The sequence below is a fragment of the Shouchella sp. JSM 1781072 genome, assembly GCF_041949915.1.
Classification (GTDB): domain Bacteria; phylum Bacillota; class Bacilli; order Bacillales; family Bacillaceae_D; genus Shouchella.
Genome location: NZ_JBHFQE010000001.1, coordinates 701654 through 727477 on the forward strand (window position 1 = coordinate 701654; position 25824 = coordinate 727477).

At 41.4% G+C, this 25824-nt stretch carries 28 protein-coding genes; 22 read left to right on the forward strand and 6 right to left on the reverse strand.

All coding sequences use genetic code 11. The annotated features are described in order from the left end of the window. Nucleotides 1-33: 33 nt before the first annotated feature. Complete coding sequence (locus tag ACE1TH_RS03760; RefSeq protein WP_099301173.1) at nucleotides 34-516, reverse strand: PaaI family thioesterase; 483 nt, start codon at nucleotides 514-516, stop codon at nucleotides 34-36. 143 nt (nucleotides 517-659) lie between these two features. Here ACE1TH_RS03760 and ACE1TH_RS03765 point away from each other — a divergent pair, with 143 nt between their 5' ends. Both ACE1TH_RS03765 and ACE1TH_RS03770 read left to right on the forward strand, forming a co-directional pair. Next, nucleotides 660-1151, forward strand: coding sequence for a YlbD family protein (locus ACE1TH_RS03765; protein ID WP_255223395.1), 492 nt, complete (start codon nucleotides 660-662; stop codon nucleotides 1149-1151). 9 nt (nucleotides 1152-1160) lie between these two features. After that, entirely contained in the window at nucleotides 1161-1427 is a 267-nt protein-coding gene (locus tag ACE1TH_RS03770) for a YlbE-like family protein (RefSeq protein WP_099301171.1), read from the forward strand. On the opposite strand, the gene ACE1TH_RS03775 is transcribed toward ACE1TH_RS03770, so the two are convergent. Continuing rightward, nucleotides 1424-2188 carry an ATP-grasp domain-containing protein gene (locus ACE1TH_RS03775; protein ID WP_375078383.1) on the reverse strand — a complete coding sequence of 255 codons (765 nt, stop codon included), beginning with the start codon at nucleotides 2186-2188 and terminating at the stop codon, nucleotides 1424-1426. The genes ACE1TH_RS03770 and ACE1TH_RS03775 overlap by 4 nt on opposite strands. 121 nt (nucleotides 2189-2309) lie before the next feature. Between ACE1TH_RS03775 and ACE1TH_RS03780 the strand changes: the two genes are divergently transcribed. After that, nucleotides 2310-2750 carry a YlbF/YmcA family competence regulator gene (locus ACE1TH_RS03780; RefSeq protein WP_099301169.1) on the forward strand — a complete coding sequence of 147 codons (441 nt, stop codon included), beginning with the start codon at nucleotides 2310-2312 and terminating at the stop codon, nucleotides 2748-2750. A gap of 80 nt (nucleotides 2751-2830) precedes the next feature. Continuing rightward, on the forward strand, nucleotides 2831-3109 hold the full coding sequence (locus ACE1TH_RS03785) for a YlbG family protein (protein WP_099301168.1): 279 nt from the start codon (nucleotides 2831-2833) through the stop codon (nucleotides 3107-3109). 25 nt (nucleotides 3110-3134) lie between these two features. On the opposite strand, the gene ACE1TH_RS03790 is transcribed toward ACE1TH_RS03785, so the two are convergent. Continuing rightward, nucleotides 3135-3506 carry a DUF7147 family protein gene (locus tag ACE1TH_RS03790; protein ID WP_099301167.1) on the reverse strand — a complete coding sequence of 124 codons (372 nt, stop codon included), beginning with the start codon at nucleotides 3504-3506 and terminating at the stop codon, nucleotides 3135-3137. 268 nt (nucleotides 3507-3774) lie between these two features. On the opposite strand from ACE1TH_RS03790, the gene rsmD reads away from it, so the two are divergent. Next, nucleotides 3775-4350 (forward strand): 16S rRNA (guanine(966)-N(2))-methyltransferase RsmD, encoded by a 576-nt coding sequence (gene rsmD / locus ACE1TH_RS03795; RefSeq protein ID WP_375078384.1) that lies wholly within the window; start codon nucleotides 3775-3777, stop codon nucleotides 4348-4350. Then, nucleotides 4334-4816: a pantetheine-phosphate adenylyltransferase gene (coaD, locus tag ACE1TH_RS03800; protein ID WP_375078385.1), complete on the forward strand. Its 483-nt coding sequence runs from the start codon at nucleotides 4334-4336 to the stop codon at nucleotides 4814-4816. Before rsmD ends, coaD begins: the two co-directional genes overlap by 17 nt. A 45-nt stretch (nucleotides 4817-4861) precedes the next feature. Here coaD and ylbJ read toward each other — a convergent pair whose 3' ends face one another. Beyond that, a complete protein-coding gene (gene ylbJ, locus ACE1TH_RS03805) occupies nucleotides 4862-6040 on the reverse strand; it encodes a sporulation integral membrane protein YlbJ (RefSeq protein ID WP_375078386.1) in 1179 nt (392 codons plus the stop codon). Nucleotides 6041-6221: 181 nt separating this feature from the next. On the opposite strand from ylbJ, the gene ACE1TH_RS03810 reads away from it, so the two are divergent. Continuing rightward, the gene (locus tag ACE1TH_RS03810) at nucleotides 6222-7004 is read left to right on the forward strand and encodes a patatin-like phospholipase family protein (protein WP_375078387.1); all 783 of its coding nucleotides are present in this window, start codon (nucleotides 6222-6224) and stop codon (nucleotides 7002-7004) included. Between the two features lie 3 nt (nucleotides 7005-7007). Next, nucleotides 7008-8030 (forward strand): SepM family pheromone-processing serine protease, encoded by a 1023-nt coding sequence (locus ACE1TH_RS03815; protein WP_255223392.1) that lies wholly within the window; start codon nucleotides 7008-7010, stop codon nucleotides 8028-8030. A gap of 86 nt (nucleotides 8031-8116) precedes the next feature. On the opposite strand, the gene ACE1TH_RS03820 is transcribed toward ACE1TH_RS03815, so the two are convergent. Continuing rightward, nucleotides 8117-9337, reverse strand: coding sequence for a nucleotidyltransferase (locus tag ACE1TH_RS03820; RefSeq protein ID WP_099301161.1), 1221 nt, complete (start codon nucleotides 9335-9337; stop codon nucleotides 8117-8119). A 180-nt stretch (nucleotides 9338-9517) separates the two neighbouring features. Between ACE1TH_RS03820 and ACE1TH_RS03825 the strand changes: the two genes are divergently transcribed. The 3 genes from ACE1TH_RS03825 to ACE1TH_RS03835 all read left to right on the forward strand — a co-directional run bounded on the left by ACE1TH_RS03825 (nucleotide 9518) and on the right by ACE1TH_RS03835 (nucleotide 10948). Continuing rightward, a complete protein-coding gene (locus ACE1TH_RS03825) occupies nucleotides 9518-10033 on the forward strand; it encodes a YceD family protein (RefSeq protein ID WP_099301160.1) in 516 nt (171 codons plus the stop codon). 40 nt (nucleotides 10034-10073) lie between these two features. Continuing rightward, nucleotides 10074-10247 carry a 50S ribosomal protein L32 gene (gene rpmF, locus ACE1TH_RS03830; protein ID WP_099301159.1) on the forward strand — a complete coding sequence of 58 codons (174 nt, stop codon included), beginning with the start codon at nucleotides 10074-10076 and terminating at the stop codon, nucleotides 10245-10247. A 146-nt stretch (nucleotides 10248-10393) separates the two neighbouring features. Beyond that, nucleotides 10394-10948 (forward strand): RsfA family transcriptional regulator, encoded by a 555-nt coding sequence (locus tag ACE1TH_RS03835; protein ID WP_099301158.1) that lies wholly within the window; start codon nucleotides 10394-10396, stop codon nucleotides 10946-10948. Nucleotides 10949-10981: 33 nt separating this feature from the next. On the opposite strand, the gene ACE1TH_RS03840 is transcribed toward ACE1TH_RS03835, so the two are convergent. Further along, entirely contained in the window at nucleotides 10982-11482 is a 501-nt protein-coding gene (locus tag ACE1TH_RS03840) for an N-acetyltransferase (RefSeq protein WP_099301157.1), read from the reverse strand. Between the two features lie 153 nt (nucleotides 11483-11635). Between ACE1TH_RS03840 and ACE1TH_RS03845 the strand changes: the two genes are divergently transcribed. The 11 genes from ACE1TH_RS03845 (at nucleotide 11636) to murD (ending at nucleotide 25733) form a co-directional block, all read left to right on the forward strand. After that, nucleotides 11636-12538: a 2-dehydropantoate 2-reductase gene (locus ACE1TH_RS03845; protein WP_375078388.1), complete on the forward strand. Its 903-nt coding sequence runs from the start codon at nucleotides 11636-11638 to the stop codon at nucleotides 12536-12538. A 92-nt stretch (nucleotides 12539-12630) separates the two neighbouring features. After that, nucleotides 12631-14253 (forward strand): bacillithiol biosynthesis cysteine-adding enzyme BshC, encoded by a 1623-nt coding sequence (bshC, locus tag ACE1TH_RS03850; protein WP_176554262.1) that lies wholly within the window; start codon nucleotides 12631-12633, stop codon nucleotides 14251-14253. A gap of 152 nt (nucleotides 14254-14405) precedes the next feature. Beyond that, nucleotides 14406-14837, forward strand: a complete 432-nt coding sequence (gene mraZ, locus ACE1TH_RS03855) for a division/cell wall cluster transcriptional repressor MraZ (RefSeq protein WP_099302126.1) — start codon at nucleotides 14406-14408, stop codon at nucleotides 14835-14837. Between the two features lie 36 nt (nucleotides 14838-14873). Beyond that, nucleotides 14874-15803, forward strand: coding sequence for a 16S rRNA (cytosine(1402)-N(4))-methyltransferase RsmH (gene rsmH / locus ACE1TH_RS03860; protein ID WP_099301154.1), 930 nt, complete (start codon nucleotides 14874-14876; stop codon nucleotides 15801-15803). Between the two features lie 24 nt (nucleotides 15804-15827). Further along, nucleotides 15828-16145: a cell division protein FtsL gene (locus ACE1TH_RS03865; RefSeq protein ID WP_375078389.1), complete on the forward strand. Its 318-nt coding sequence runs from the start codon at nucleotides 15828-15830 to the stop codon at nucleotides 16143-16145. 53 nt (nucleotides 16146-16198) lie between these two features. Further along, the gene (locus tag ACE1TH_RS03870) at nucleotides 16199-18379 is read left to right on the forward strand and encodes a penicillin-binding protein (RefSeq protein WP_375078390.1); all 2181 of its coding nucleotides are present in this window, start codon (nucleotides 16199-16201) and stop codon (nucleotides 18377-18379) included. Between the two features lie 177 nt (nucleotides 18380-18556). After that, complete coding sequence (locus tag ACE1TH_RS03875; protein WP_099301151.1) at nucleotides 18557-20491, forward strand: stage V sporulation protein D; 1935 nt, start codon at nucleotides 18557-18559, stop codon at nucleotides 20489-20491. Nucleotides 20492-20580: 89 nt separating this feature from the next. Continuing rightward, nucleotides 20581-22044, forward strand: a complete 1464-nt coding sequence (locus ACE1TH_RS03880) for a UDP-N-acetylmuramoyl-L-alanyl-D-glutamate--2,6-diaminopimelate ligase (protein ID WP_375078391.1) — start codon at nucleotides 20581-20583, stop codon at nucleotides 22042-22044. After that, nucleotides 22041-23399, forward strand: coding sequence for a UDP-N-acetylmuramoyl-tripeptide--D-alanyl-D-alanine ligase (locus ACE1TH_RS03885; RefSeq protein ID WP_375078392.1), 1359 nt, complete (start codon nucleotides 22041-22043; stop codon nucleotides 23397-23399). The genes ACE1TH_RS03880 and ACE1TH_RS03885 overlap by 4 nt, the downstream gene beginning before the upstream one ends. Nucleotide 23400: 1 nt before the next feature. Beyond that, nucleotides 23401-24378 carry a phospho-N-acetylmuramoyl-pentapeptide-transferase gene (mraY, locus tag ACE1TH_RS03890; protein ID WP_255223387.1) on the forward strand — a complete coding sequence of 326 codons (978 nt, stop codon included), beginning with the start codon at nucleotides 23401-23403 and terminating at the stop codon, nucleotides 24376-24378. Further along, a complete protein-coding gene (gene murD / locus ACE1TH_RS03895) occupies nucleotides 24375-25733 on the forward strand; it encodes a UDP-N-acetylmuramoyl-L-alanine--D-glutamate ligase (protein WP_375078393.1) in 1359 nt (452 codons plus the stop codon). The genes mraY and murD overlap by 4 nt, the downstream gene beginning before the upstream one ends. Nucleotides 25734-25824: the final 91 nt, after the last annotated feature.

The following is a 25824-nucleotide window of genomic DNA, read 5'->3' on the forward strand; positions in this document are numbered from 1 at the left end:
ATCAACCAACGGGCTAACGAGCTATACAAGCAATTATTTGCGCGGAATGACATAAAACGTTCCAGTAGCCTTTGCGATTAATTTCTGTTCATTATTATAGGCGTTCCCTTCAACAATGATAAGTTGCTTTCCAGCATGAACAACGGTCGCAAAACATTCTAAGTATTCGCCAACGCCAGGTCGTAAATAATGAATATTTAATTGAGATGTTACAGCTGTTAAATCATCAGGTAACGCTTCCATTGCAGCGCCACCCATAGTAGAGTCAAGAAGTGTTGCCGTCATTCCACCATGAACAATTTCTAGTGGATTATGAATAAGCGGGGTAATCGGTACACGAATCGAAAATGTGTCTTTAGACGGTATGGATGCTTCTGCTTTCGTAATCCCCGATAAATACGTTAATTGTTGTTTCTGTTGCTTAGCTAAAAAACCATCAATGACTTGCTCTAGAACCGTTTGTTCTTCTTCTGATGCGTTGTTCATAAATGTACGAATTTTGTCTTCTACTGTCACTATTTTCACCTTTTCATTTCTTTATATTGCGGACAAGTATTAGTGTATCAAATCTAACGAATAAATAGCAAAAAAACATGAACATTGGACCAGACTATTGTATACACTACTTATATATAAGTCTATAAAAGGGGATGAGTCAGATGAATCAAACCAATCTGCATCCTTCGGTTCGGCAATTTAAAGTTTTTGTGCGAAATCATCCAGGTTTAGTAACGGAAGTGAAGGATGGGAAGCGGACATTACAAGATATTTATGAGGAATGGTCGATTTTAGGTGAAGAGCATGAGCAGTGGCAGCCATTTCTTTATGATGAAGAGATTCAATCGGGCCAACAAGTAAACGATCAACAAGAGCAAGAAGAGGTTCAGGAGGAGCAAACATCAACAAATGCAGCGGAATCGACTACTTCAAGCGATGCGACTGAAGAAGAGAGTGCAGCAGGTACAGGAGAGTTTCTAGGTCAGTTAATGGGTTTAGTAAAAAAAATGAATGTCCAAGATTTACAATCTCATTTAACACAGTTTAGTTCAGTACTTGGGAATGTACAGAACTTAATGCAGACGTTTCAAAGACCACAGGAGCCTACCCGTTCGTCGGAAAGTGAATCGCCTTTTTCGTTTAGGCGTGACTAAGGAGTGCTTATGAGAGAAGATATTCGCTTAAAAATGATGCAGGATGCAAAATTACGTGAATTTATGCGTTATCATCCGGAATGGTACCGTACCTTGTCTCGAAATCCGCAGCGATTAAATGAAATGGAAAAAGAGTCGAATTACTTTTATGGTAAGACGTTTCCTCAGCGTGTAGAGCGCATGCAAAATAATGTGAGTATGATGGTGATGCTAATGGAAATGATTAAAATGGGTCAGAGTACAGTTTCAGAAACCGTGCAGTCTGTAACGAATTAACTCGTTACAGACTTTTTGATATGCGCGTAAATGTAATCTTCAACGCGTATACCTTGAGCTAAGAACCCTTGATTTCCGAATAACGTATTGAATTCTAAAATATAAAATTGGCCATCTCTGACAATAACGTCAAAGCCAACATGATCCAATGAAAGTTTTTTTGCCACTCGTTCAACGAGTATAATAGCCTCTTGAGGAATCGATTCGAACGAGATCACCCCGCCTTGCGCAACATTGTTTTTGAAACCACTGCTTTCTCGCCAATAGCTATTCACGACTTTATCACCAATAACGCATAGTCGAAGGTCTCGGTTTGACTCGATGTACTCTTGCACATACAAAACATCATGATTCGATGCATAGGCGTGAAAATCTTCTTCGTTTTGAATAAGAAACACACCTCTTCCCATTGATGAGCGGGTGGTTTTCGCTACGAAAGGAAAGGCGAATGTGTCGAGCACATCTTGTACGGTTTTTGAGCTTGATCCTAAGATGAGTGTATAGGGAATGTTTGTCGGACAAATTGTCCATAGCGCTCGGGTCATTTCAATTTTGTTATAGCCGAGGTGGATACTCTCGATACTTGGGAATATTTTCTTTTTTAAGCCGTAAACAAGGCTGTTCACTTGCCAATTTTCTGGAAATAAACAAAGGTCGGCTTGCTCAATTCGATTTTGATCTTTAAACATATTTTCTGGTTTTACATAGTCAATACCAGGAAGTCCAATCGTTCGAAACGGGTTGAACGTAATTAAATTCATGTAAGCGTCCTCCAGTGTGTGTCGAAAGAATTATATGGAAGAAACCTGTCCTTGTCAAATTGAAAAAAACCTTTCGATCTACTAAATACCCATGATACAATATGCTAGAGGAGGTGCAGCCGTGATAGCTACATTAGATACTGTTGAACTACTTAACGCCTCTGATGAACTCGCATCCGTTGTTCTTCAATCAGAGCTGTTCGCACAGTATATCGAAGCGCGTGATCGCCTTAATCGTGATACTGAAGCTCAACAAAAAATTGAACGGTTTTCTAATTTAAAAGTTGCGCATGAAGAAGTGCAACGGTTTGGGAAATACCATCCTGATTATAAAACCGTATCAAACGATATACGTACAGCAAAGAGAGATTTGGATCGAGACGAATCTGTTGCTGAGTTTAAAAAAGCTGAAACGGAGCTTGAAGATTTATTAAATGAATTGAGTGGCGTGCTTGCCCATACGGTTTCGCCATCAATTAAAGTACCAACTGGAAATCCATTTTTTGATTCGATGTCATGTAGTGGTGGATGTGGTTCTGGTGGTGGATGTAGTTGCGGATAACGCAGCTACATTCTTTTACATAAAAAAAGAAAATTGTGGTAAAATAAAGTAATGATTTTTTAAAAAGAGGGGTATGAGCTATGTTAAGTCCAAGTCGTCAAGGGATTGTTGTTTGGCTTACATCACTAAAGTATGCAAGGCAGTTACGACGCTTTGGCCATGTTCAATACGTATCAAAAAAAATGAAGTATGTCGTGTTCTACTGTGATCAAGAGAAAGTAGACGACATTATTGATAAATTGCAGTCGTTTCATTTTGTGACTGATGTGAAGCCTTCTATGCGACCGTTCGTGAATACCGAGTATGAAGATGCAAAGCCTGATAAAGCGAAAGAATATGATTATAAGCTAGGGATTTAAACCAGACGTTCGTCTGGTTTATTTTTTAACTCATAGGGGGGATAACTCGCTGTGATCGTAACAGTCCGATTAGGTAACGAGCATATTGCTCTTCATCAAAAAATTGGTTAAGTGCCTTTACAGCAACTGTATGGACAGTGAGGTCTTCTTGGTGTGCAAAGGCTGTAAATTGTTGTACTCTTTTACTATCTGGTTTAAAGCCTTCAAGACAAAGGTAAATGGGCATAAAGGTAGACGGATGACGAGCAGGCTTGAAAACAATGCCGAGAGACAAGCGGTCTTCTAACGTTTGAAGCTGAAAACAAGCAAGTAAACGAGCTTTGTTTGATGACGCAAGTTCCATCAGTTCAAAGAAATCAGCGTGACCATTACCTAGTTTAATGACGCGTTGGTTCATCTTTTCTTCCTACTTCCTTCTCTAGAATCGCTTGCATCATACCATGTCTTTGGACGAGTGTCGATAAAAAAAGGCATTCTTCACGAAGAAGAATGCCTTGCCATGATCCACATGGCAATGGGAGAGGAGAAACCGGAGGAAGATCTTATGGGGAAATGTAAGTCTTCTCCGCGGTTGTCGCAACACGATCTGTGTTGCTAGATTTAGTATGTACAAGAAACGCATGCGTTATACATGTATTCATTAATTCATAGGATAGGGTGATAATGTGAGGGTAATCTCAGGTGAACAAGGTGGATTAAAACTTAAGCCTGTTCCTGGTAAACAAACAAGGCCAACAACAGATAAAGTGAAAGAATCAATTTTTAATATGATTGGCCCTTATTTTGAGGGGGGACAAGTGCTTGATTTGTTTGCAGGCAGTGGAGCGCTTGGAATTGAAGCGATAAGCCGAGGGATGGATAAAGGATTTTTTATTGAAGCGCAACATCAAGCCGTGCAAACGATTCAAACGAATTTAACCCATACAAAATTAAGTGATAAAGCAACTGTTTATAAAAATGACAGTTTGAGAGGTCTAAAAGCAGTTATTAGCCGCGGTGAAACCTTTCAACTAATAGTAATTGATCCTCCATATGCTAAGGCAGAGTTATACATAAAAGATGCATTAGAAAAAATTAATGGTAGTGAGGTCTTGGAGCGAGGAGGCCTCATCGTTTGTGAAACAGCCGCATCAAGCGAACTGCCTCATTTTGAACATTTATCTATTATTCGCTCGGAACGATATGGAGAAACCAAAATAACGATATATGAAAGGGTGAATGTAGTTGAGGAAAGCAGTTAGTTCAGGTAGTTTTGATCCAGTTACAAATGGACATATTGATTTATTTGAACGAGCGGCAAATCAGTTTGACGAATTAATCATTGTTGTGTCTGTAAACAGTAAAAAAACGCCGCTTTTTTCCTTAGAAGAGCGGGTTGAATTATTAAAACGAGCAACAGCTCACATCTCTAATCTAACAGTGGAGCCTTTTACAGGTTTACTTGTTGATTACGCAAAAAATAACGGCGCCTCAGCCATTATACGGGGGTTACGCTCGAGCACGGATTATGATTACGAACATAATATTGCTGCAATGAATAAAACCATTGTTCCAGATGTGGACACGCTTTTTCTAATGACAAAACCTGAATATAGTTATGTGAGCTCTACGATCGTAAAAGAAGCGGCGAGCTACGGCGGAGATGTGTCCTCGCTCGTGCCCGCGGCTGTGGCTGACGCGTTAAACCGTGTGTATGCAAAAGAATAAGGGATCGTCGCCTAACGCAATTGAAGTGTCTAATTCATTAGATTTCTAGCTTAAGCGATCGTCTTTTTTTACGTGAGGGATTTTGAGCACGATAAACAAGCTTAGGAAGAAAAATGTTATGTATGGTGACCAGTCAAGAAACGAATGCCATACAGTTTCTGCAAATGTTGGGAGCATCCTACTGTCAGGACCGCTCACTTCATCTGTTAACGGTTTATATAATAAATGATAAAAAACAACGACAAGACCAGCTGCTGCAATACCTTGTAATAACCGTGCTAAAAGAAATGGGCGAAAGCGGATGTCTGATTCAGCAAGTATGCTGGCAACTTGTGCTTGAATAGAGAATCCACCAAAGCCAAGAATAAATGAAACAACGATAATTTGAGATAAAAAATCAGCGGATGTTGTTTCACTAATAATTTGCGCCCCAATTGTGATTTCGAATAAACCAGAAATAAAAGCGTGAGCTAGTTCTGGAGACAGACCAATGTGGCCAAAAAGATGACTGACGAAAAATGCAATGATCGCTATAACCCCTAATAAGCTTAATAATTGATTTAAAACGGAGAACAAAATAATAAATCCACCAATCAACAGTAACGTTTCAATGGATGATCGAACGGCATCTCCAAGGAGTTTTCCAATGGTCCGACCATCCTTTATCCGTTCTTGGTGGAGGGCTGCGAATGCATCGGTGATGTGTAAACGCTTCTTACCATGTGTACGAGGTAACGTTTCCGTTTCTTTTCCGTAGAAGCGAAATAAGAAACCAACAAATAAATTGCCAACATAATGAGCAAGCGCGAGAATCATACCTAAAGCCGGATTATGAAAAAAACCTACGGCGATTGCGCCAAAAATAAATAAAGGATTAGAAGAATTGGTAAAGCCTGCAAGCCGTTCTCCTTCGATACGCGTAATCTTTCCCAGTTTACGCATTTGCACAGCTAATTTAGCGCCAGCAGGGTTTCCGCTTGCGAGGCCCATCGCCCAAACAAAGCCACCAATTCCCGGTACTTTAAAAAGGGGGCGCATAAGCGGTTCAAGAACAACGCCGAGAAACGCGACAACGCCAAATCCGATAAGTAGTTCTGATACAATAAAAAAAGGCAACAATGATGGAAAGACAACGTTCCACCACATATCTAGTCCTCGTGTGGATGCGTCAAGAGCCTCTTTCGGAAAAAGAACGAGTGAGAGAGCTAAAATAATTGCTGCCATAGCAAAGATGGCGGATTTAATAAGAGAGGTTTTTCGCGCTTCATGCATGCATTCAGGACTCCTTTACTGTGGCTAGCAAACAAAAGCATGTCCCTATAAATATACGCATACGGATTTTGTTTAGACCATAAGATTAAAAGCAGATGTAAGGAAGTGCATCAGGAGAAAAGGAGGGGCTCATGTGGAAGCGAATCGCCCTAGAATTGGACTTGCATTAGGCTCTGGTGGCGCACGAGGTTTTGCGCATATTGGCGTACTACGTGCACTTGAGAAGGCGGGGATTCACATCGATTTTCTCGCAGGAAGTAGCATGGGTGCTCTTGTAGCAACGATGTATGGAGTCGGTCATTCCATTGAGCATATGGAGCGTTTTGCAAAGCTATTTAAAAATAAATTTTACTTAGATTTTACCGTTTCCAGGCAAGGGCTAATTGCGGGTGATAAGATTGAAAGTTTAGTACGTATATTAGCGAAGCAAAAAACGTTTAAAGAGCTCAATAAAGAGGTTCGGGTCGTGGCGACAGATTTGTTAACTGGAAATCGAGTCATTCTAGCTGATGGCGATGTGGCAAAAGCAGTCCGAGCGAGCATGTCGATTCCAGGTATTTTTGTACCGGTCAAATGGGGCGATCAACTCCTGGTTGATGGTGGAGTGGTGGAACGCGTGCCTGTGTCGGTGGCGCGCGAAATGGGTGCCGACATTATTATTGGCGTGGACGTATCTTTTTTTCGTTCCCATTTAAAAACGTCGTCTATTCATGAAATTGTTATGCAAACGATGGATATTATGGGTAGAGAACTAGCTCGCAAACAAAAGGAACAAGGGGACATTATGATTCGTCCAATTATTAAACATTCTTCTCCGTTAGATTTTTCCGAAACGGAGAAACTGATTGAACAGGGTGAGCAGGCATGCCAAAACGTATTGCCTGAAATAAAGGATAGAATGAAGCAGTGGAGGTAAAGAATGGAACAAAAGCGAAAGTCATTTCCATGGGTAAAATGGCTCGTCCTTGTCGTTGTCTTACTTGTAATCGTTCGTCTTGAACTGCCGTACTATTATAGTCAACCAGGATTGGCGCAATCTGTAGAAGAGATGGTCGATGTAAGAGATGGAAATAAAGATGATGAAGGAACGTTTATGTTAACGACAGTGAGAAGTGCAAAAGCGACACCGGCATTAATGGCGTGGTCGTGGTTTAGTGAATTTCGGTCTCTGAATCCAGCACCGTCTGGTATGACAGATGAAGAATATGACCAGCGACAACAGTTGTTAATGTCAAACTCTCAAGATGATGCAAAAATTGCAGCCTTTCAAGCATCTGAAGCTGGGGAAGTGGAGATTGAATATACCGGCGTCTATGTTGTAGGTACCACTGAAGGCATGTCCGCTGATGAACAGCTGGAGCCTGGTGACATTATTACCCACGTTGATGGGGAAGCCATTGAGACAAGTGAAGCGCTGATTGATACACTAGCGATGTATTCTGAAGGGGATATTGTCACACTGACGTTTGAACGAGAAGAAGAAACCCTTATGAAAAACCTTGAATTTTCTTCGTTTCCGGACGAGTTAAACATGGATCGTGACCGCGTTGGCGTAGGAGTATCAGTAGAAACGGTTCGAACAACGACCTTTACTCCAGAAGTCGACATTGCTGCAGGGGCAATAGGGGGGCCTTCAGCGGGTCTTATCTTCGCATTGGAAGTATATAGTCAATTAGAAGATATTGATTTAACTGCTGGCTATCAAATTGCTGGAACAGGAACGATCAATGAAGATGGGGACGTAGGGTCCATCGGTGGTGCAAACCAAAAAGTAGTCGCTTCCGATCGAGCAGGAGCGGACTATTTCCTCGTCCCAACAAGTGGAAATAATTATGAAGATGCACGTGCAGCGGCTGAATCCATTAACACAGATATGGAAATTGTGCCAATTCAAACGTTTGAAGAAGCATTGAGCTTTTTAGAAACCTTACAAGATGAATAGTACGGGTTAAAAAAATCGTCGCACTGATCCAAGCTAAGGGTTGTGCGACGATTTTAAATGAGAGAGATGAACATTGTGTTCCAGTGTTATTCATCTTTTATGTAAACTGGTGTCGCTTTAAATTCACGCTCGATCGTGTTTGCATGAAGGGATGCTGGTTTTGTTAACCAATAGCAATTTGTTGCTCGTTGGTCAAGAGCACCTAATGTACCGTAATGCTTTAGTTCAGCTTCTCTTGTAATGATAGGGAGGGTGAAGCTTTTTTTATGCTCATTTAAGTATTGTCTTCCCTTTTGACTCATGCCAAGTAAACGAATGTAAGAATGGTCGGCTTCTAAACGTGCTGCTTCGACTTGTTTTTTCGTTGTTCCAGTTAATAAATGGACAAACAAACGTTGTAGCCTTGTGCTCGTATACCGTTTTGTTTTCAATCGATTGAGCCAGTCTTGAAAAGTGGTTGCTACTTTTCCAGTCTCAATTAATCGGTATTCCAAGCCTTCTTCACATTCAGCAATCTCTTTTAACTCTTCAGGGCTGCGGGTTAAAATTTGATAGTTGAGATAAGGAAAATAGGCTTCCCAAAAGTGAAACTGACCATGTTCTTCTTTATAATTGTCTAACAATAATCTTGAATAAGGAGGTAAAACGTGTTCAGTTGTTTTGTTTTGGTTAAGCGCGTGGCGAATACTTGTGGCGCTTGCAATTGAATGGGTTCCGAGATCTTCGTCGTGATAGTTTGCTACAATACGTTTTGTTGTAAAAGCTTGCATTGATGTATGTTGGGCATAGAGTTGCTGAACATAATGGAACCCAAGAATATTATTTGGCTGGTTTAACGGTAGCTGCTTGTCAGAACCAACTAAAGATGAAAAGGCCTCGGCGCTTGCTTTAGGGTATGAATCGCCTTGTTTTAAATAGTGTCGTACATAAGCGTCATATTCAGCCTTATGGGTACGGATAAAAGTCGCAAGATCTGTAAAACGCTTGATTTCCCCTTCTTCACTGCCGAAGTGAAGCGAGGAGCAGCACAACGCTGACAGAATTCGAACCGCACCTTCTGCGAAATAGGGAGCGGTTTGAACCGCGTATCCATAAGGTAGTTCAACTACAACATCAACGCCTGTTCGGAGCGCCATTTCCGCTCGAACCCGTTTAGAAAGTAGTGCTGGTTCTCCTCTTTGTAAAAATGATCCGCTCATAACGGCTACTACTACGTCCGCTTGTGTATCTTCTTTTGCTTTTAACACGTGATGCAAATGACCATTATGAAACGGATTATATTCAACTACAAGACCGACGGCTTTCATTCAAACCCTCCTTTTTTTGCATGAAAAACGTTCTCGTGATAAACTAAATGTTAGTCGTCTGTGGCTACATTATACAAGAATAACGGCAGAGAATAAAAGGCTTTTGCTGTAAAGAAATAAGGTTGACATTCCTGTCGTTGAGACTTATAATGATTTTTGTTGCCTATGAGGTGAGGATACATGAAATGGACCGTTCAAGCTCTTCAACAAGCGCGAAATGAATCGTTTCATTTTGATGAAAATGTAACGTTGGAAGATCAATTAAAAGAACACCAGGATGTTCGAGCCGCAAGTCCTGTTTCCTTTAAAGGGACAGCAAATGCAAGTCGAAACGTGTTTTCATTTGATTTTGCTGTGAAGGGGCATTTGGTTTTACCTTGTTCCCGAACATTAGCGGATGTCGAATGGCCATATGATATAAAAGGTCAAGCTCATTTTGTCCCAGAAGGTGAAATGCCTCCTTCCCATTTAAGAGAAGAAGATGTTTTCACGTATGCGGGTGATGTGATTGATTTATCTCATATGATACAAGAGCGCATTCTTGTAGAAATTCCTATGCAAGTGTTCGCTGATAAACCAACCGAAACACCTGCTCCTTCTTCTGGGAAGGATTGGGAATTGGTTTCAGATGAGAAGAACAGTGACCAAATTGACCCAAGGCTAGCAGACTTGGCGAAATTCTTTGATGAAAAATAAGCGCTATTCTTCGACTTAATTTTAAGGAGGTGTAATAAACATGGCAGTTCCATTTAGAAGAACATCTAAGACTAGAAAAGCGAAGCGTCGTACGCATCTTAAACTAGAAGTACCAGGTATGGTAGAATGCCCAGATTGTGGAGAGTACAAACTTTCTCACCGCGTCTGCAAAGAGTGTGGTTCTTACAAAGGTGAAAAAGTAGCTTCAAAATAAAAAGAAAGCCATTCGATGGCTTTCTTTTTTTTTGTATAAGCAAGAGTAGACTTGGAGATGATGTTTTAATAGAAACGTCTATTTCTGTAAATTGGAGCATAGACTTAACTACGGTTTAAGTGGATAAGGAAAGGGAGGGGCTAAACATGACGGCAAATCGTCAAGATGCATGGTCGCATGAAGATGATTTACTTTTAGCTGACACCGTATTGCGTCATATTAGGGAAGGAAGTACGCAGCTAGCAGCATTTGAAGAAGTTGCAGACGCACTTTCTCGAACGAGTGCAGCGTGTGGATTTAGATGGAATTCAACAATCCGAAAAAAATATACAGCAGAAGTAAATATGGCGAAGAAAAAACGTACGGTATTAAAGAAGGAAAAAGCAAAGTCAGATTCAGAAATGGTGTATCAGCATGAGCCAGAAGAAATTCAAGCAGCACCAATTGATCATGTAGAAGAGGTTTCACAAGAAAAGCCATTAGACTTAGATGCAGTCATTGATTACTTACAATCAATGAAAGCAAAGCAAGATGTTGACGATGCAAGCATGCTTAAAGCGGAAAATGAAATGCTAAAAGAAAAGCTCGAAAAAGTAGAGAAAGAAAAGAATGTCATCACGCAGGACTATCGCTCTCTTCTAGAAATTATGGATCGTGCTCGGAAGTTAACCAATCATAGTTTGCTTGAAAAGACATTATAAAACAGCCGCGTGAAAACACGAGGCTGTTTTTTCTTATTCTTGGGATTGTGTTTGTTTCGGTTTTGGCTTCTTTTGTTCAAATACGCCGGAAGGGAACCAAACGTAAGGACTTTCGCCACGGTCACGCTCTTCTTGATACGTAATCGGTTCAAAACCGAGCTTTGACCAAAATTCGCCTGTGCTTTGGCGGGCGTTTGTTTTAACCGGAATTTCAAAGCTTTTAGCAAAATCAATTAAGGCACGTCCGTACCCTTGACCGCGATAAGGCTCTAGCACTTCAAGCTTCCATAATTCTAGATAATCTTGTGGAGGGTCAAAATACTGATCGAAGTTTCCGTCAATTTGATACAGACTCATCCGTGCAACAAGTTTTTTCCCGTAATAAATGCCATAAAAAGGAGACTCGCTATCATTCTCAACGATGCTTTGATTTAAATCATCTTTCATCGAAAGCTCAGCTGCGCCATAATCACGAAAATTCCTAAACTCTTCTAAAGTCTTATAATTAATTAGTAGTCGTTCAACTTTAATCATTGTGTATAAAACCTCCTGCTCCACTGATGTGTTCTTCTTTATTTTACTATAAATTGAATGGAAGCGCATTAAAAACAAACATGTTTGTCAATTTAAAAATCAACGATCACCACGTATAATGGGAAGTATTCAAAAAGTAGTGGTGGTGGAAGGATGAAAATTGCTGTGATCGGAGCGGGTGCAGTTGGATTGTTTATAGCTGCAACGCTACGAAGTGAAGAGGTTGACGTGTCTTTATTTATGCGAAGCAAACAAACTGCTGCTCTCATAGAAGCAGACGGGGTTAACGTGAAGCGAAAAGACCAAGACTTTAATGCGAGGGACTTCTTGATAAACAGGTCGTTAAACGAAACGTATGATGTCATTATTGTTTGTGTGAAGTCCTACCAAGTTAAGCAGGTAGTAGAAGAATACCGTAGGCTTGATGTAAAGGGGACAAACTGGCTATTTTTGCAAAATGGAATGGAGCACTTGCAAACTATTGAACAGCTTTCAGAGCCTGTCTACGTTGGAATTGTTGAATATGGATTACTGAAAGACGTAGATAAACCTAATCTTGTTTCTGTGAAAGGGGAGGGGAGAGTGAAAATCGCTGCTTTTCGTAATGGATTTGCAGGTGGAACGCTTGACTTCACTACTCTTATTGCACCCAATCGGTTATCGTTTGTGTGGCAGAACGACTATAAAGATATGCTAGAATCAAAGTTAATTATGAATGCGTGCATCAATCCGTTAACGGCATTATTAAACGTAAAAAATGGAGCATTAATCGCCAATCCTTTTTATGAGCAAGTGATGGAGCGGTGTTTTTTAGAAGTGATGCTGGTGTTAAACCGATGTGATCGAGATGAAAAGTGGCGAGAAGTAAAGCGCATTTGCGAACAAACGAAAGAAAATCAATCGTCGATGTTAACGGACTTACGACAAGAACGCCCGCTAGAGTTGGATGGAATTGTTGGATACCTTTTAAAGAAAGGAAAGGAGCGTCAACTTCCAATTCCGCTGCTTTCTTTATTGTACGAGCTGTTGCAAGGAAAGCAAGCGATGTACAAATAGGAGATGATGAAGCAACTTATTTGGTTGTGTCACCTGTTTTTGCTATGATGGTAAGCGGATATGGAAAATGGCTGATGAGGAGAAGATTTGCTATGAAAATTGAGGAGCTTAGTGAGAATACCTTAAAAGGCTTCGCCGCCGATTATGAGAAAAGTCAAGAGCAAATGGCTGACTTTTTTTCTTACATCCCATCGGATAAGCAATGGTTACAAAAACGATGTCAAGATTTAACGGACCGTCGTTTTACGCATAAACAAGATGTTATTACGTATTTGGAACGGAATATGGAGAGCCTTCCGAATCGAAAAAAAATCGAGGAGCAATTACATAAATTAAAGCAAGAAGATGCGATGGTTGTTGTAGGTGGACAGCAAGCTGGCTTATTTACTGGCCCTTTATACAGTGTTTATAAAGCAATCACCGTCATTGTACTTGCGAAATCCTATGAAAAAAAGCTAGGCCGTCCCGTTGTACCGTTATTTTGGATTGCAGGGGAAGACCATGATTTGGATGAAGTGCGAACAATCTATAGACCTGAAGCAACGAAATGGAAAAAACGATTGCTTGCGGATGAAGTGGATGGGACATCTGCTTCCAAAAAGGTTTTACCACAAGCGGAACTACACGACCTAATTAGTGAGTTATTTTCAGCGCTACCCGAAACGAGCCATACGGCTGAATTAAAAGGAAAAGTTGACCATCATGCAAAACATGCCCGTACATATGTCGACTTTTTTATGACGATGATGCACGACTTGTTTGCAGAAGAAGGCTTGCTTTATTTAGATAGTGATGATGAAGCGTTAAGAGCCATTGAAAAGCCATTTTTCAAAAGCCTTATTGATCGTGTGGAAGACTTGCAAACGGCTTACATCGATGGAGAAACTCGATTTGCAGAGCAAGGCTATCAGAAACCGATTGATACAGATCAAGACAATGCCCATCTTTTTTATACAGTCGATGGAAAACGTCATCGACTTAACTATAGTGACGAGATCTTTTACATTGCAGAAACGTCAATACGATTCTCGAAATCGGAATTACTAGCAGAACTTGATGAACATCCTGAAAGGTTTAGCAACAATGTAGTAACAAGGCCGCTTATGCAAGAATGGTTGTTGCCTTCGCTTGCTTTTGTAGGCGGACCAGGAGAGATTGCGTATTGGGGCGCGTTAAAAGATTGCTTCTCATGCTTTGAATTTAATATGACGCCTGTTGTGCAACGATTTTCAGCAACGATTGTACCAAGATCTGTTGAAAAACATTTAGCCGACAAAAACGAAGACCCTGCAGCCTACATTAACGGGAATGGTCCACAGTTAAAGCAACAATGGCTTGATCGCCAGCATTCATTTGAGATTGAAGAGGAGATTCAGCGTGCCCAGCAGCAAATGGAAGTCGCTCATCTTCCGTTACGAGAGCTGGCGAAAGAAATGGATCCAACAGTTTATGACCTAAGTTTAAAAAACAAAGCCTTCATAGAAGATCAATTAGTTCGTCTCAAAGCATTTATGAATAAAGAAATGAACCGTCGCTACGAAACAGAATTGAGAAAATATGATGAAGCAATTCGCTGGTTGCATCCTTTTTCTAGTTTGCAAGAACGAATTTTAAACCCAATTATTCTGTTAAACCTTGCAGGGACCGACAGCATCCAACGCTTCATAGATGAATTAGATGGAGATTCATATCGTCACCTTTTAATTTACATCTAATCCTGTCAGTGCTTGTCAATAAAAAAATCAACGGAAAATCCTGTAGGAATGCAGGATTTTTTTTTATTTCGTGGAAATGTGCACTTCAGAGTGGTACAAAGTGGGGGTTTGTGGTAAGTTTAGGGGAGAAAGTGGTGGGAGGTTGGCAGCGTATGTTTTTAGGCGAATATCGGCATACCATTGATGATAAAGGCCGCATGATCGTTCCTGCCAAATTCAGAGAACCGCTCGGCGCTTCGTTTGTTGTAACAAGAGGCTTGGATCACTGCTTATTTGTCTATCCAAAAGCAGAGTGGGACAAGCTTGAAGGCCAATTAAAAGAACTCCCTTTTACTAAAAAAGATGCCCGTGCGTTCACTCGATTCTTTTTTTCAGGTGCTGCAGAGTGTGAATTGGATAAACAAGGAAGAATAAATGTTCCGAATCACTTACGAGAGTATGCTAAATTAGAAAAAGAGTGTGTAGTCATAGGCGTGTCAAGCCGAGTAGAAGTATGGAGTAAGTCTCTTTGGGAAGACTATGTGTCAGACTCGGAAGACTCTTTCGCAGAAATTGCGGAGAATCTCGTTGACTTTGATCTATAGCTCTAAAGCAAATTGAAAAAAGGAATTAGGTGCAAGATGTTTTTACATACAACTGTGTTAAAAGAAGAATCGGTTCAACAATTGGACATTAAAAAAGATGGAATCTACGTGGACTGTACCTTAGGTGGTGCAGGTCACTCGAAACGAATTGTTGAGCAGCTTGATCAAGGCCATCTGTATGCGTTTGACCAAGATGAAAAAGCAATTAATCATGCAAAAGAAGTGTTGCAAGATCAGCTCCATAAAGTGACATTCATCCGAAGTAATTTTCGTTTTTTGAAAGACGAGTTAGCAGAGCATGGTGTTCATGAAGTAGATGGGATTCTGTTTGATTTAGGTGTCTCTTCTCCGCAATTAGATGAAGCGGAAAGAGGGTTTAGCTACCATCAAAACGCGCCACTCGATATGCGGATGGATCAGCGTGCAGAGCTTACCGCTAAACAAGTTGTGAATGAGTGGACCTTTCAAAAATTGATGGCGATTATTTCTCGCTATGGGGAAGAAAAATTTGCTAAACAAATTGCGAGAAAAATTGAAGCAGTGCGAGAAAAAGCTCCAATTGAGACAACCGATGAATTAGTTGAGATTATAAAAGATGCGATTCCAGCTCCTGCTCGTCGGGCTGGAGGTCATCCGGCAAAACGAACGTTTCAAGCGATCCGCATTGCCGTTAATGATGAATTAGGTGCATTTGAAGACGCTCTTGTTGATGCGCTCCAGTTGTTAAAGCCAAGTGGGCGCATAGCGGTTATTACGTTTCACTCTCTTGAAGACCGTTTGTGTAAACAAGTGTTTAAAGAGAAGACGTCGATTCCTGATTTGCCAAAGGGATTACCGATTATACCAGATGATAAGCAAGCGCCATTCAAATTAGTGACGAGAAAACCCATTGTTGCGTCAGACGAAGAGCTGAATGAAAATAATCGCTCTCGCTCAGCGAAATTACGTGTGATTGAAAAAAGGTAGGCACGATTAAAAGGAGGATAAAGGATGTTAGCTAGACAATCGTACACACAGCCACAGGAACGCCCGATTCACAAGGAAAAACAAGTCATTCGTTACCGTGCAAGAATTACACTAGGTGAAAAAATGATTGCCACGTTGTTCGCAATCGTTGTATTTGCTATGCTGTGTTTGATTGTACATAATTACTCGAACATTTACGGATTAAGCACGTCTGTTCAAAGTGAACAAACGAGAGTAACTGAATTGACAATGGAAAATGATGGGCTAAAAACAATCCTTGCTGAAGAGAGTGCGCCAGTGAATGTCATGCGTCGAGCGAAAGAGATGGGGATGCAACCATGACTAGTTCAAATTTGAACTAGTTTTTTCTTTAGATTTTTAAAGGAGGAACCGAATTGGAAATAAAACGCGCCGTTACAAACAAGCGAGCTGTTGTCCTACTGTTTATTTTCTTAGCGGTATTTGCTGTTTTAGTAGGGCGAATCGCTTATATACAACTTGCAAAAGAAGTAAAAGGAAATGATTTGGTTGCAATGGCAGAAGAGCGTTACAACCAATCGGAAGTATTGCCGAGTGAGCGAGGCTCCATTTTAGACCGAAATGCAAGCGTGTTAGCTGAGGATGTTCCAGCCTATCATGTGCTTGCGGTATTGTCAGAAAATCAAGGCGAAGGAAATTATATCAAAGATACCGAGGCAACAGCTGAGCAACTGGCTCCTTATGTTCAATTAGAAGTGGATGAATTGGCGAGCATGCTGAACAAAGGAAAAGAAGAAGGACGCTATCAAATTGAATTAGGGCCAACGTCTCGATACTTGCCGTATGAAACAAAGGAAGACATTGTTGAACTACAGTTACCAGGCATTCAAATGGAAGAAACGACACGCCGTTATTATCCGAAACAAACGTTTGCTTCTCATGTGATTGGTCAACAGAGTGTCAATGAAGAAATCAATAATATCGGTTTAGAAGGTCGATTAGATGAGTATTTAGCTTCAGAGGATGGCGCAATTGAATATAGTCGATTAGGCAAAGTGAATTCACCAGCGGAAAATATTACGTTGCCTCAAGATGGAGCTGATATTCAGTTAACCATTGATACAAGAATTCAAGCCTCAATGGAACAAGCGATGTCTCAAGTAGAATTAGAATATGCGCCAGAAAAAATGACCGCAATTGCTGCGGACGCAAATACAGGCGAGATCTTGGCGATGTCAAACCGTCCGAGTTTCAATCCGAACCAATACGGACAAATTGAAAATTATTTGAATTACGCAGTTACCGACGCGGTTGAGCCAGGTTCAACCTTGAAAATGTTTACCGTTGCTGCGGCCATTGAAGAAGGATATTTTAATGATGAGCAAATGTTTAAATCTGGTAATTATGAAATTGACATGAACAGTAAGATCCACGACGTTAACCCTGACGGTTGGGGGGAGATCACGTATGAGGAAGGGTTCCATCGTTCATCTAATGTGTTAATGTCTAAGCTTGTTTTAGAAGATTTAGGGATCGAACCATTTTATCAATACTTAGAAGCATTCGGCTTTTCACAGCCAACTGGCATTGACCTTGACCAAGAAAGCCCTGGTCGACTTGAAAAAGGAAGACGGCTTGATGCTGCAACAACAGCGTTTGGACAAACGTCGACGATGACGCCGATTCAGCTTATTCAAGGAGCGACGGCAATTGCCAATGGTGGCACGATGATGAAACCGTATATCGTCCAAGAGATCCGTGATGAAGAGGGTGAATCGTTGCAACAAGGAGAAAGTGAAGTGGTGGGAGAGCCGATCTCAGCAGAAACGGCTGCTCACGTACGTGACTTGCTCCGTGGCGTTGTAACAGAAGAGCACGGAACAGGAAATAAATACAATATTCAAGGTCTTGAGGTAGCTGGAAAAACTGGGACCGCGCAAATTGCTGAACAAGGTGGCTATTTAAAAGGGAACGGTCAGTATTTGTATTCGTTTCTTGGAATGGCTCCATATGACGATCCGGATATCGTTGTCTACGTATCCGTAACAAAGCCTAATTTAAGCTCAGATCAATCTGGAAATGACCCTGTGTCGACTATTTTTAATGCCGTAATGCAAAGTAGTATGGCGTACCTTGACTTAGAGCCGAATGACGAAGAATTACAAGAAGAAGCAGAAGATCAAGGGTTCCATATGATTGAAGCAATTGGAGAACGGACGTCTCAAGCGACCGAAACCCTTGCGGACAAAGATGTCGTTGTAATCGGTGACGGGGATACAATCGAACATCAAGAACCGGAAGCAGGCACGCGATTACTAGAAGATGAAACCGTCATTCTTATTACAAATGGTGATGAAAAAACCATTCCTGATATGAGCGGATGGTCAAGAAGAGACGTATTAAAAATGGTCCATTTACTTGATTTAGAGTTAGATTACTCAGGCAGTGGCTATGTTGTTCAGCAAGAACCGATTGCAGGCACAGCGATAGCTGAAGGAGATGCTGTTTCCGTAACCCTTGAATCAACGCCGCCACAAGATGTAGATGAGACGGAAGAGGAAACCGAAGCGAGCGAAGAAGACGCAAGTGATGAGTAAATGTAGTCAATTTAAGCTTAAGAAACCGATAAACACCTCGAGATTCCTAATCTCGGGGTCTTTTTTTGTAAAAGCCCTTATTTAGTTGTTCACAGACAGCTCGTTCTAAATTTAGTGATTGCCTCATAGGGTTAACCATAGGACAGGATGCTAATGAATAGAAGGTGGGGAAGAGCCGTGCGAGTTTCAAATGTGACCGTTAGAAAACGGCTTCTATTGTTATTTGCTGTAGGATTTGTTGTGTTTACAGTAATTGGAGCGCGTTTAGGATATGTGCAGTTCGGACAAGGATTATGGTTAACAGAAAAAGCAGAGGATTCTTGGGGTCGAGACATTCCGTTCCAACCAAAAAGAGGAGACATACTGGATCGTGATGGTGTAGAACTCGCAACGAATATTAGTACGCCTTCGATTGTGGCGTTTCCTAGACAAATTACAGATCCTGTTGATGCTGCAGAGAAATTAGCCTCTGTATTAAAAGGGAATCAAGAAGAGATTTACAAAACTATTACGAAGAGAGAAAGTAAAGTATACATTCGGCCAGAAGGTCGGAAAATGGATCAAAAAGTAGCGCAAGAAGTTCGACTGTTAAATTTAGAAGGCATCTACATTGCCGAAGATTCAAAGCGCCACTATCCGTTTGGTAGTTACTTGTCACATGTTTTAGGATTTGCTGGCATTGACAATCAAGGACTTACAGGACTTGAATACGTATACGATGATAAACTAAAAGGAAAAGAAGGCTACGTTTCGTTTTATTCAACAGCAAAAAATACGAAGATGCCGAATTTGGCAGATGAATATACAGCGCCGATTAACGGATTAAATTTAAAATTAACGATTGACAGTGAAGTGCAAACGATTATGGAACGAGAGTTGGATATTGCCGAAGCAAAGTACGATCCTGACGGGGCTATGGCGATCGCCATGAATCCGAAAAACGGGGAAATTTTAGCGATGAGCAGTCGTCCCCACTTTAATCCTGAAAATTATCGCGACGTTCCTGCAGAAATTTACAATCAAAACAAACCAGTATGGATGCAGTATGAGCCTGGATCAACGTTTAAGTTAATCACCTTAGCGGCAGCACTAGAGGAAGATCTTGTAGATTTAGATAACGATCATTTTTATGACCCAGGGTATGTGGATGTGGCAGGTACAAAGCTTCACTGTTGGAAACGAGGAGGCCACGGTTCGCAAACGTTTTTAGAAGTCGTGCAAAATTCCTGTAACCCTGGGTTTGTCGAGCTCGGGCAGCGTTTAGGGAAAGATCGATTGTTTGACTATATTGAAGACTTTGGTTTCGGGCAAAAAACAGGCGTTGACTTACAAGGAGAAGCAAAAGGAATTTTGTTTAATCGTGATCGAGTAGGACCGCTAGAGCAAGCGACGACTTCTTTCGGTCAAGGGGTGGCAGTGACGCCAATCCAACAAGTTGCGGCCGTTGCAGCAGCGGTAAATGGGGGCTATTTGTATGAGCCTTATATCGCCAAAGAATGGGTTGATGATGTAACGGGAGAAGTAGTGGAACGTACGAACCCGGTGATGAAACGACAAGTCATTTCGCCAGAAACATCTGAGCAAGTTCGCTATGCAATGGAACACGTCGTTGCGCAAGGGTCTGGGGTAAAAGCGTTTGTTGATGGGTATCGTGTTGGGGGGAAAACGGGAACCGCACAAAAAGCAAAAGACGGTCGCTATTTAGAAAACAATTACATTCTTTCTTTTCTTGGCGTTGCACCTATGGATGACCCGGAAATTATCGTTTATGTTGCGATTGATAACGCGACTGCTCCCTTACAGTATGGAGGTCAAGTTGCGGCACCAATTGGCGGTAAAATTATTGGCGATAGTTTAGAAGCGATGGGTGTAGAAAAACGAAACGATCAAATTGAAAAAAAATTAACTTGGGATGAAGAAGGTTTAGTGGAAGTTCCGAATCTACTTGGTCGAACGACAAGAGACATTTATGAATCGCACTATGAACTGCGTCTTTCTGCCTCTGGAGAAGGGGATGTCGTCGTTCGTCAAGCCCCGGAACCAGGTTCTAGAGTGCCAAAAGATTCAACAATCCGTGTATATATGGGTGACAAAACGAGTGAGAACGACTAAAATAAAAGACGTGTGTTTATTACTCATTCATCTTTAAACAACTAGAAACGTGGATAAGATTGATTGTTGAACGTTGGAGGCAATAAAAAATGAAATTAGAAGAATTGCTTCACCAAATTAGAGGCATAAAAATAGCAGAAGAGAAAGAAGCGGCGATTGAGATTGATCATTTAGAGATGGATTCTCGAGAAGTGCGTGCTAAAACATTGTTCTTCTGTATTAATGGCTATACGGTAGACGGACACGATTTTGCTAAAAGCGCGTATAACAATGGAGCTGTCGCTATTATCGCAGAAAAGGAGCTTGACCTGCCTATTCCTGTATTTGTCGTTCGTGATACAAAGCGAGTGATGGCACAGCTTGCGAATCGATTTTATGATAACCCGACAAAAAAATTACAATTGATTGGTGTAACAGGAACAAACGGCAAAACATCTGTCACGCACATTTTAGATCAACTTTTTAGACAAGAACAACGCACAACGGGCTTGATTGGAACGATGTATACGAAAGTCGGCGACGAAGTGATTGAAACGAAAAATACGACGCCGGAATCGCTCGTATTGCAGCAACGATTCCAAGCGATGGTTGATCAAAAAGTCGATACAGCATTGATGGAAGTGTCTTCTCATGCTCTTCACTTAGGGCGTGTGCGTGGATGTGACTTTGATATTGCGATTTTTACAAACTTGTCGCCAGATCATATCGATTATCACCAAACGATGGATCACTATATGTATGCAAAGAGTTTACTGTTTTCACAACTTGGTAACACTTATGATGGGAAAACAGCCATTTTTAATAGTGATGATCAAGTGGCGGATCAACTGATTCAAATGACAACAGCAGATATTATTACTTATGGAATAAAAAAACCAGCAGATATCATGGCTTCCGATGTTCGCATTGAATCTAACGGAACGACTTTTACCCTTACGGTCTTCGGAGAATCGGTCGAAATTAAAATGAGTTTAATTGGCTTATTTAATGTCTATAACGTGTTAGCAGCAGTGTCTGCGGCATATGTATCAGGATTCTCGCTTTCATCGATTCAAAAAGGGTTAGCGCACATCTCAGGAATTGCAGGTCGGTTTGAGCCTATAGACTCTGGTCAGGATTTTGCCGTCATTGTAGACTATGCCCATACACCGGACAGCTTGGAAAATGTATTAAAAACGGTTCAAGACTTTGCAAGCAACAAAGTTCGTGTTGTGGTTGGTTGTGGTGGAGATCGTGACAAATCGAAGCGACCAGTTATGGGAGAAATCGCGGTAAGATACGCAGATGAGACGATTTTCACGTCTGATAACCCTAGAACGGAAAATCCTTCAATGATTTTGCAAGACATGACGGCAGGGCTCGATCGTGATCAATATCGTTTAATTGAAGATCGGACGGAAGCGATCCATTACGCCATGAATCAAGCCGAGAAAAATGATATTATTGTCATAGCCGGAAAAGGACATGAGACGTATCAAGAAATCGGTCGAAACCGTACGTACTTTGATGACCGAGAAGTGGCAAGGACAGCGTTAAAGGAGCGAGTAAAATGATTGAATCAAAAATGGTTGAATCCGTTGCAAAACAAGTGAACATTCAACAGGACGTTCGATCTTTTGAATGTGTCACAACTGATTCAAGAAAACAAGCGAAGCATGCGCTGTTTATTCCGCTCGTTGGCGACCGTTTTAATGGTCATCATTATCTTCAAGCAGCTATCGATTCTGGCGCTACAGGATCGATTTGGCAAGAGGATGAACCCATCCCAACGTGGCTACCTGCTGATTTTCAACTTTATTTTGTTGAAAACTCGCTAGTGGCGCTTCAAAAACTGGCTCAAGTTTATCGCGATGCTGTTAATCCTTATGTCATTGGCATTACGGGTTCAAATGGAAAAACGACAACAAAAGATATTGTTTTCCAACTCTTAGGTGGGGAACCGTATGTCCATCGTACTGCTGGGAATTTAAATAACCATATTGGTTTGCCCTTGACGCTGCTTTCAATGTCGCGTGACTGCAAATTTGCCGTTGTTGAGATGGGCATGAATCATGCAGGAGAAATTTCGCTTCTTTCCAAACTAGCGCGACCAGATTTGGGCATTGTAACAAATATTGGGGAAGCGCATATTGAACATTTAGGTTCAAGAGAAGGTATCGCAAAAGCGAAAATGGAAATGCTAGATGGTTTAAAACCGAACGGAGCGCTCGTAATGGATGGAGATGAACCGTTGCTAGAATCGTTTCAGCAGCAAGAAACGATTTCAATTGGTTTTGGCGCTGCTGCAACAGAAACCATTTCTGACGTGAAACAAACAAACGAGGGGTATACCTTTTCGTTTTTAGGTGAATCGTTTTGGCATTTGCCTCTACTTGGCAAGCATAATGTAAAAAATGCGGCGTATGGCATGTGGATCGCACAGCGACTAGGTGTACCAGATAGCTTGATAAAAGCGCGTCTAGCGCAAACGGCGATTACAGGTATGAGGCTTGAACGAGTAGAAGGTCCTGAAGGCTCGATCTTTATTAACGACGCCTATAATGCGAATCCTAGTTCGATGAAAGCTGCAATTGAGACGGTAAAATCAATGTCTGGTTTTCACAAGAGAATTGCGGTACTAGGAGATATTTATGAATTAGGACCTGATGAAGAAGCTCTTCATCGAAGTGTAGCAGAAGCCATTGATGCACCGATCACCGATGTTATCTGTGTCGGAGAAAAGGCATTTTGGATTTACGATGAATTAAAGAAACAGCATGGGTCAGTAGCGATTGACTACGTAGAAAAAGTCGAAGATGTAGCCGCGTTAATACGACCACATTTGAAACATGACACCGTTGTATTGCTAAAGGCATCACGACGTCTTGCTTTGGAGCAAGTGTTATCGGCTGTCAAAGGAGGCGCTTAAAATGGAAGAATGGACGTTACTGATCGTCCTCTCGGTGTCCTTTTTATTTGCGGTCATACTCTCGCCGATTTTTATTCCTTTCCTTAGAAGGTTAAAGTTCGGACAGAGTATTCGTGAGGAAGGACCGAAATCACATCAAAAGAAAAGTGGTACACCGACAATGGGTGGTATTGTCATTGTCTTGTCCATTCTTGTAACCTCATTATTAATTGGCTTTGTCTTTTTTGAGTTTACACCTGAATTACTATTGTTGATGCTCGTAACAATTGGCTACGGGCTCGTTGGCTTTTTTGACGATTATTTAAAAGTCGCGCGTAAACATAACCTAGGGTTAACGTCTAAGCAAAAACTAGTCGGTCAGCTCATTATTGCAGGATTGTTTTACGTTGGACTGCTCTATATTGATTTAGACACGATGATCTCTATTCCAGGAACAGAGATTGGAATTGACTTAGGATGGTTTTATGCAGTTCTCGTTGTTGTCATGCTGCTAGCAGGAAGCAACGCTGTGAACTTAACCGATGGCCTTGACGGTCTTTTAGCAGGAACAGGTGCGATTGCGTTTGGTGCATTTGCGATCTTAGCGTGGAGCGCTGGATTTATTGATGCAGCACTTTTTTCAACTGCGATTACTGGTGCGGTACTCGGGTTTCTTGTATTTAATGCCCATCCCGCAAAAGTTTTTATGGGTGATACCGGCTCCTTAGCATTAGGCGGGGCGATAGCGGGTATTGCAATTTTAACTAAAATGGAATTAATGCTGATCATTATCGGTGGCGTTTTTGTGATTGAAACCCTATCCGTTATTATTCAAGTCATTTCGTATAAGACAACAGGTAAACGTGTATTTAAAATGAGCCCTCTACACCATCATTATGAGTTAGTTGGTTGGTCTGAATGGCGAGTTGTTGTGACGTTTTGGTTACTAGGCATGGTGTTTGCCATTATGGGGATTTATATTGGAGTGTGGTTAACATGAAGCCCTTTTCAAGTTTAACGAACAAACCAGTTCTTGTTGTGGGCCTTGCAAAAAGTGGAATGGCAGCTGCACTGGCACTTCATAAACTTGGTGCGATTGTCACTGTGAATGATGGAAAGCCTCGTGAGGAAAGCAAAGAAGTTGAAAGCTTGGAAGAGAAAGGGATAACGGTTGTAAGTGGTGGTCATCCATTGCATTTATTAGACGAAACAAGCCTCATCATTAAAAACCCCGGAATTCCATACTCGAACTTGCTTATTTCGGAAGCCGTCCAGCGTGACATTCCAGTTTGGACAGAAGTGGAGCTTGCTTATCATTTATCTGAAGCTGAGATCGTTGCGATTACAGGCTCAAATGGAAAGACGACAACGACTACACTCGTGCACGCGATGCTAATGGACTCAGAAAAAACACCTTTAATAGCTGGGAACATTGGTACAGTGGCTACGGGGGTTGCGTTAGAAGCAACGGCGGACGATATCATCGTCCTAGAGCTATCTAGTTTTCAACTTATGGGCATTGATCAATTCAAACCTAAAGTTGCAGTTTGGCTCAATTTATTTGATGCGCATTTGGACTATCACGGGACAAAAGAGTTATACATAGAGGCAAAGGCTAAAGTGTATCAGAACATGACAGAATCAGATTATCTCGTCTATTCAGCGGATGATGCCATTGTGTCAAGTTACGTTCAGAATGCTTCTACAACACTCGTCCCTTTTTCAACAACATCCACCCAACCAACAGGTGCCTATGTGAAAGACGGGGCCATCTATTTCAAGGAAGAAATGATTTGTGCGCTAAACGAAATTGTATTACCAGGAGCGCATAACTTAGAGAATATGCTTGCTGCTGTAGCCGCTGCTAAATTAGCAGGTGCGAAAACGACACAAATTCAAAACGTCCTGACTACTTTTACAGGTGTGAAACATCGTCTACAATACGTAGGAAATGTTCAGGGGCGTAAGGTATATAATGATTCAAAAGCAACAAATGTATTGGCTACACAAGCTGCACTTACATCGTTCTCAAAGCCTGTTGTCTTATTAGCAGGCGGGCTTGATCGTGGCAATGATTTTGACGATTTAGCACCGAGCTTGTCTCACGTTAAAACAATGATTGTATTTGGTGAAACAAAAGACAAGCTCGCGTCCCTTGCTACCCGTCTAGGCATTGATGTTGTACAGGCTGTTGATGTTCGTGACGCTGTAAGAGAAGCGTTTATTCATTCAGCAAAGGAAGACGTCATCTTGCTTTCGCCAGCGTGTGCAAGCTGGGATCAATATGCAACGTTTGAAGAACGTGGGGACGCCTTTTTGGCGGCTGTGTCACAAGTGAAAGAGTTACAGGGATAGCGTGAACTTGCTTATAGAGTTACTTAAAAAACGGATGCCTTTATGGGATCCGTTTTTTTGTTGAGTTCGGAAAAATTGGAAGAGTCAGAGG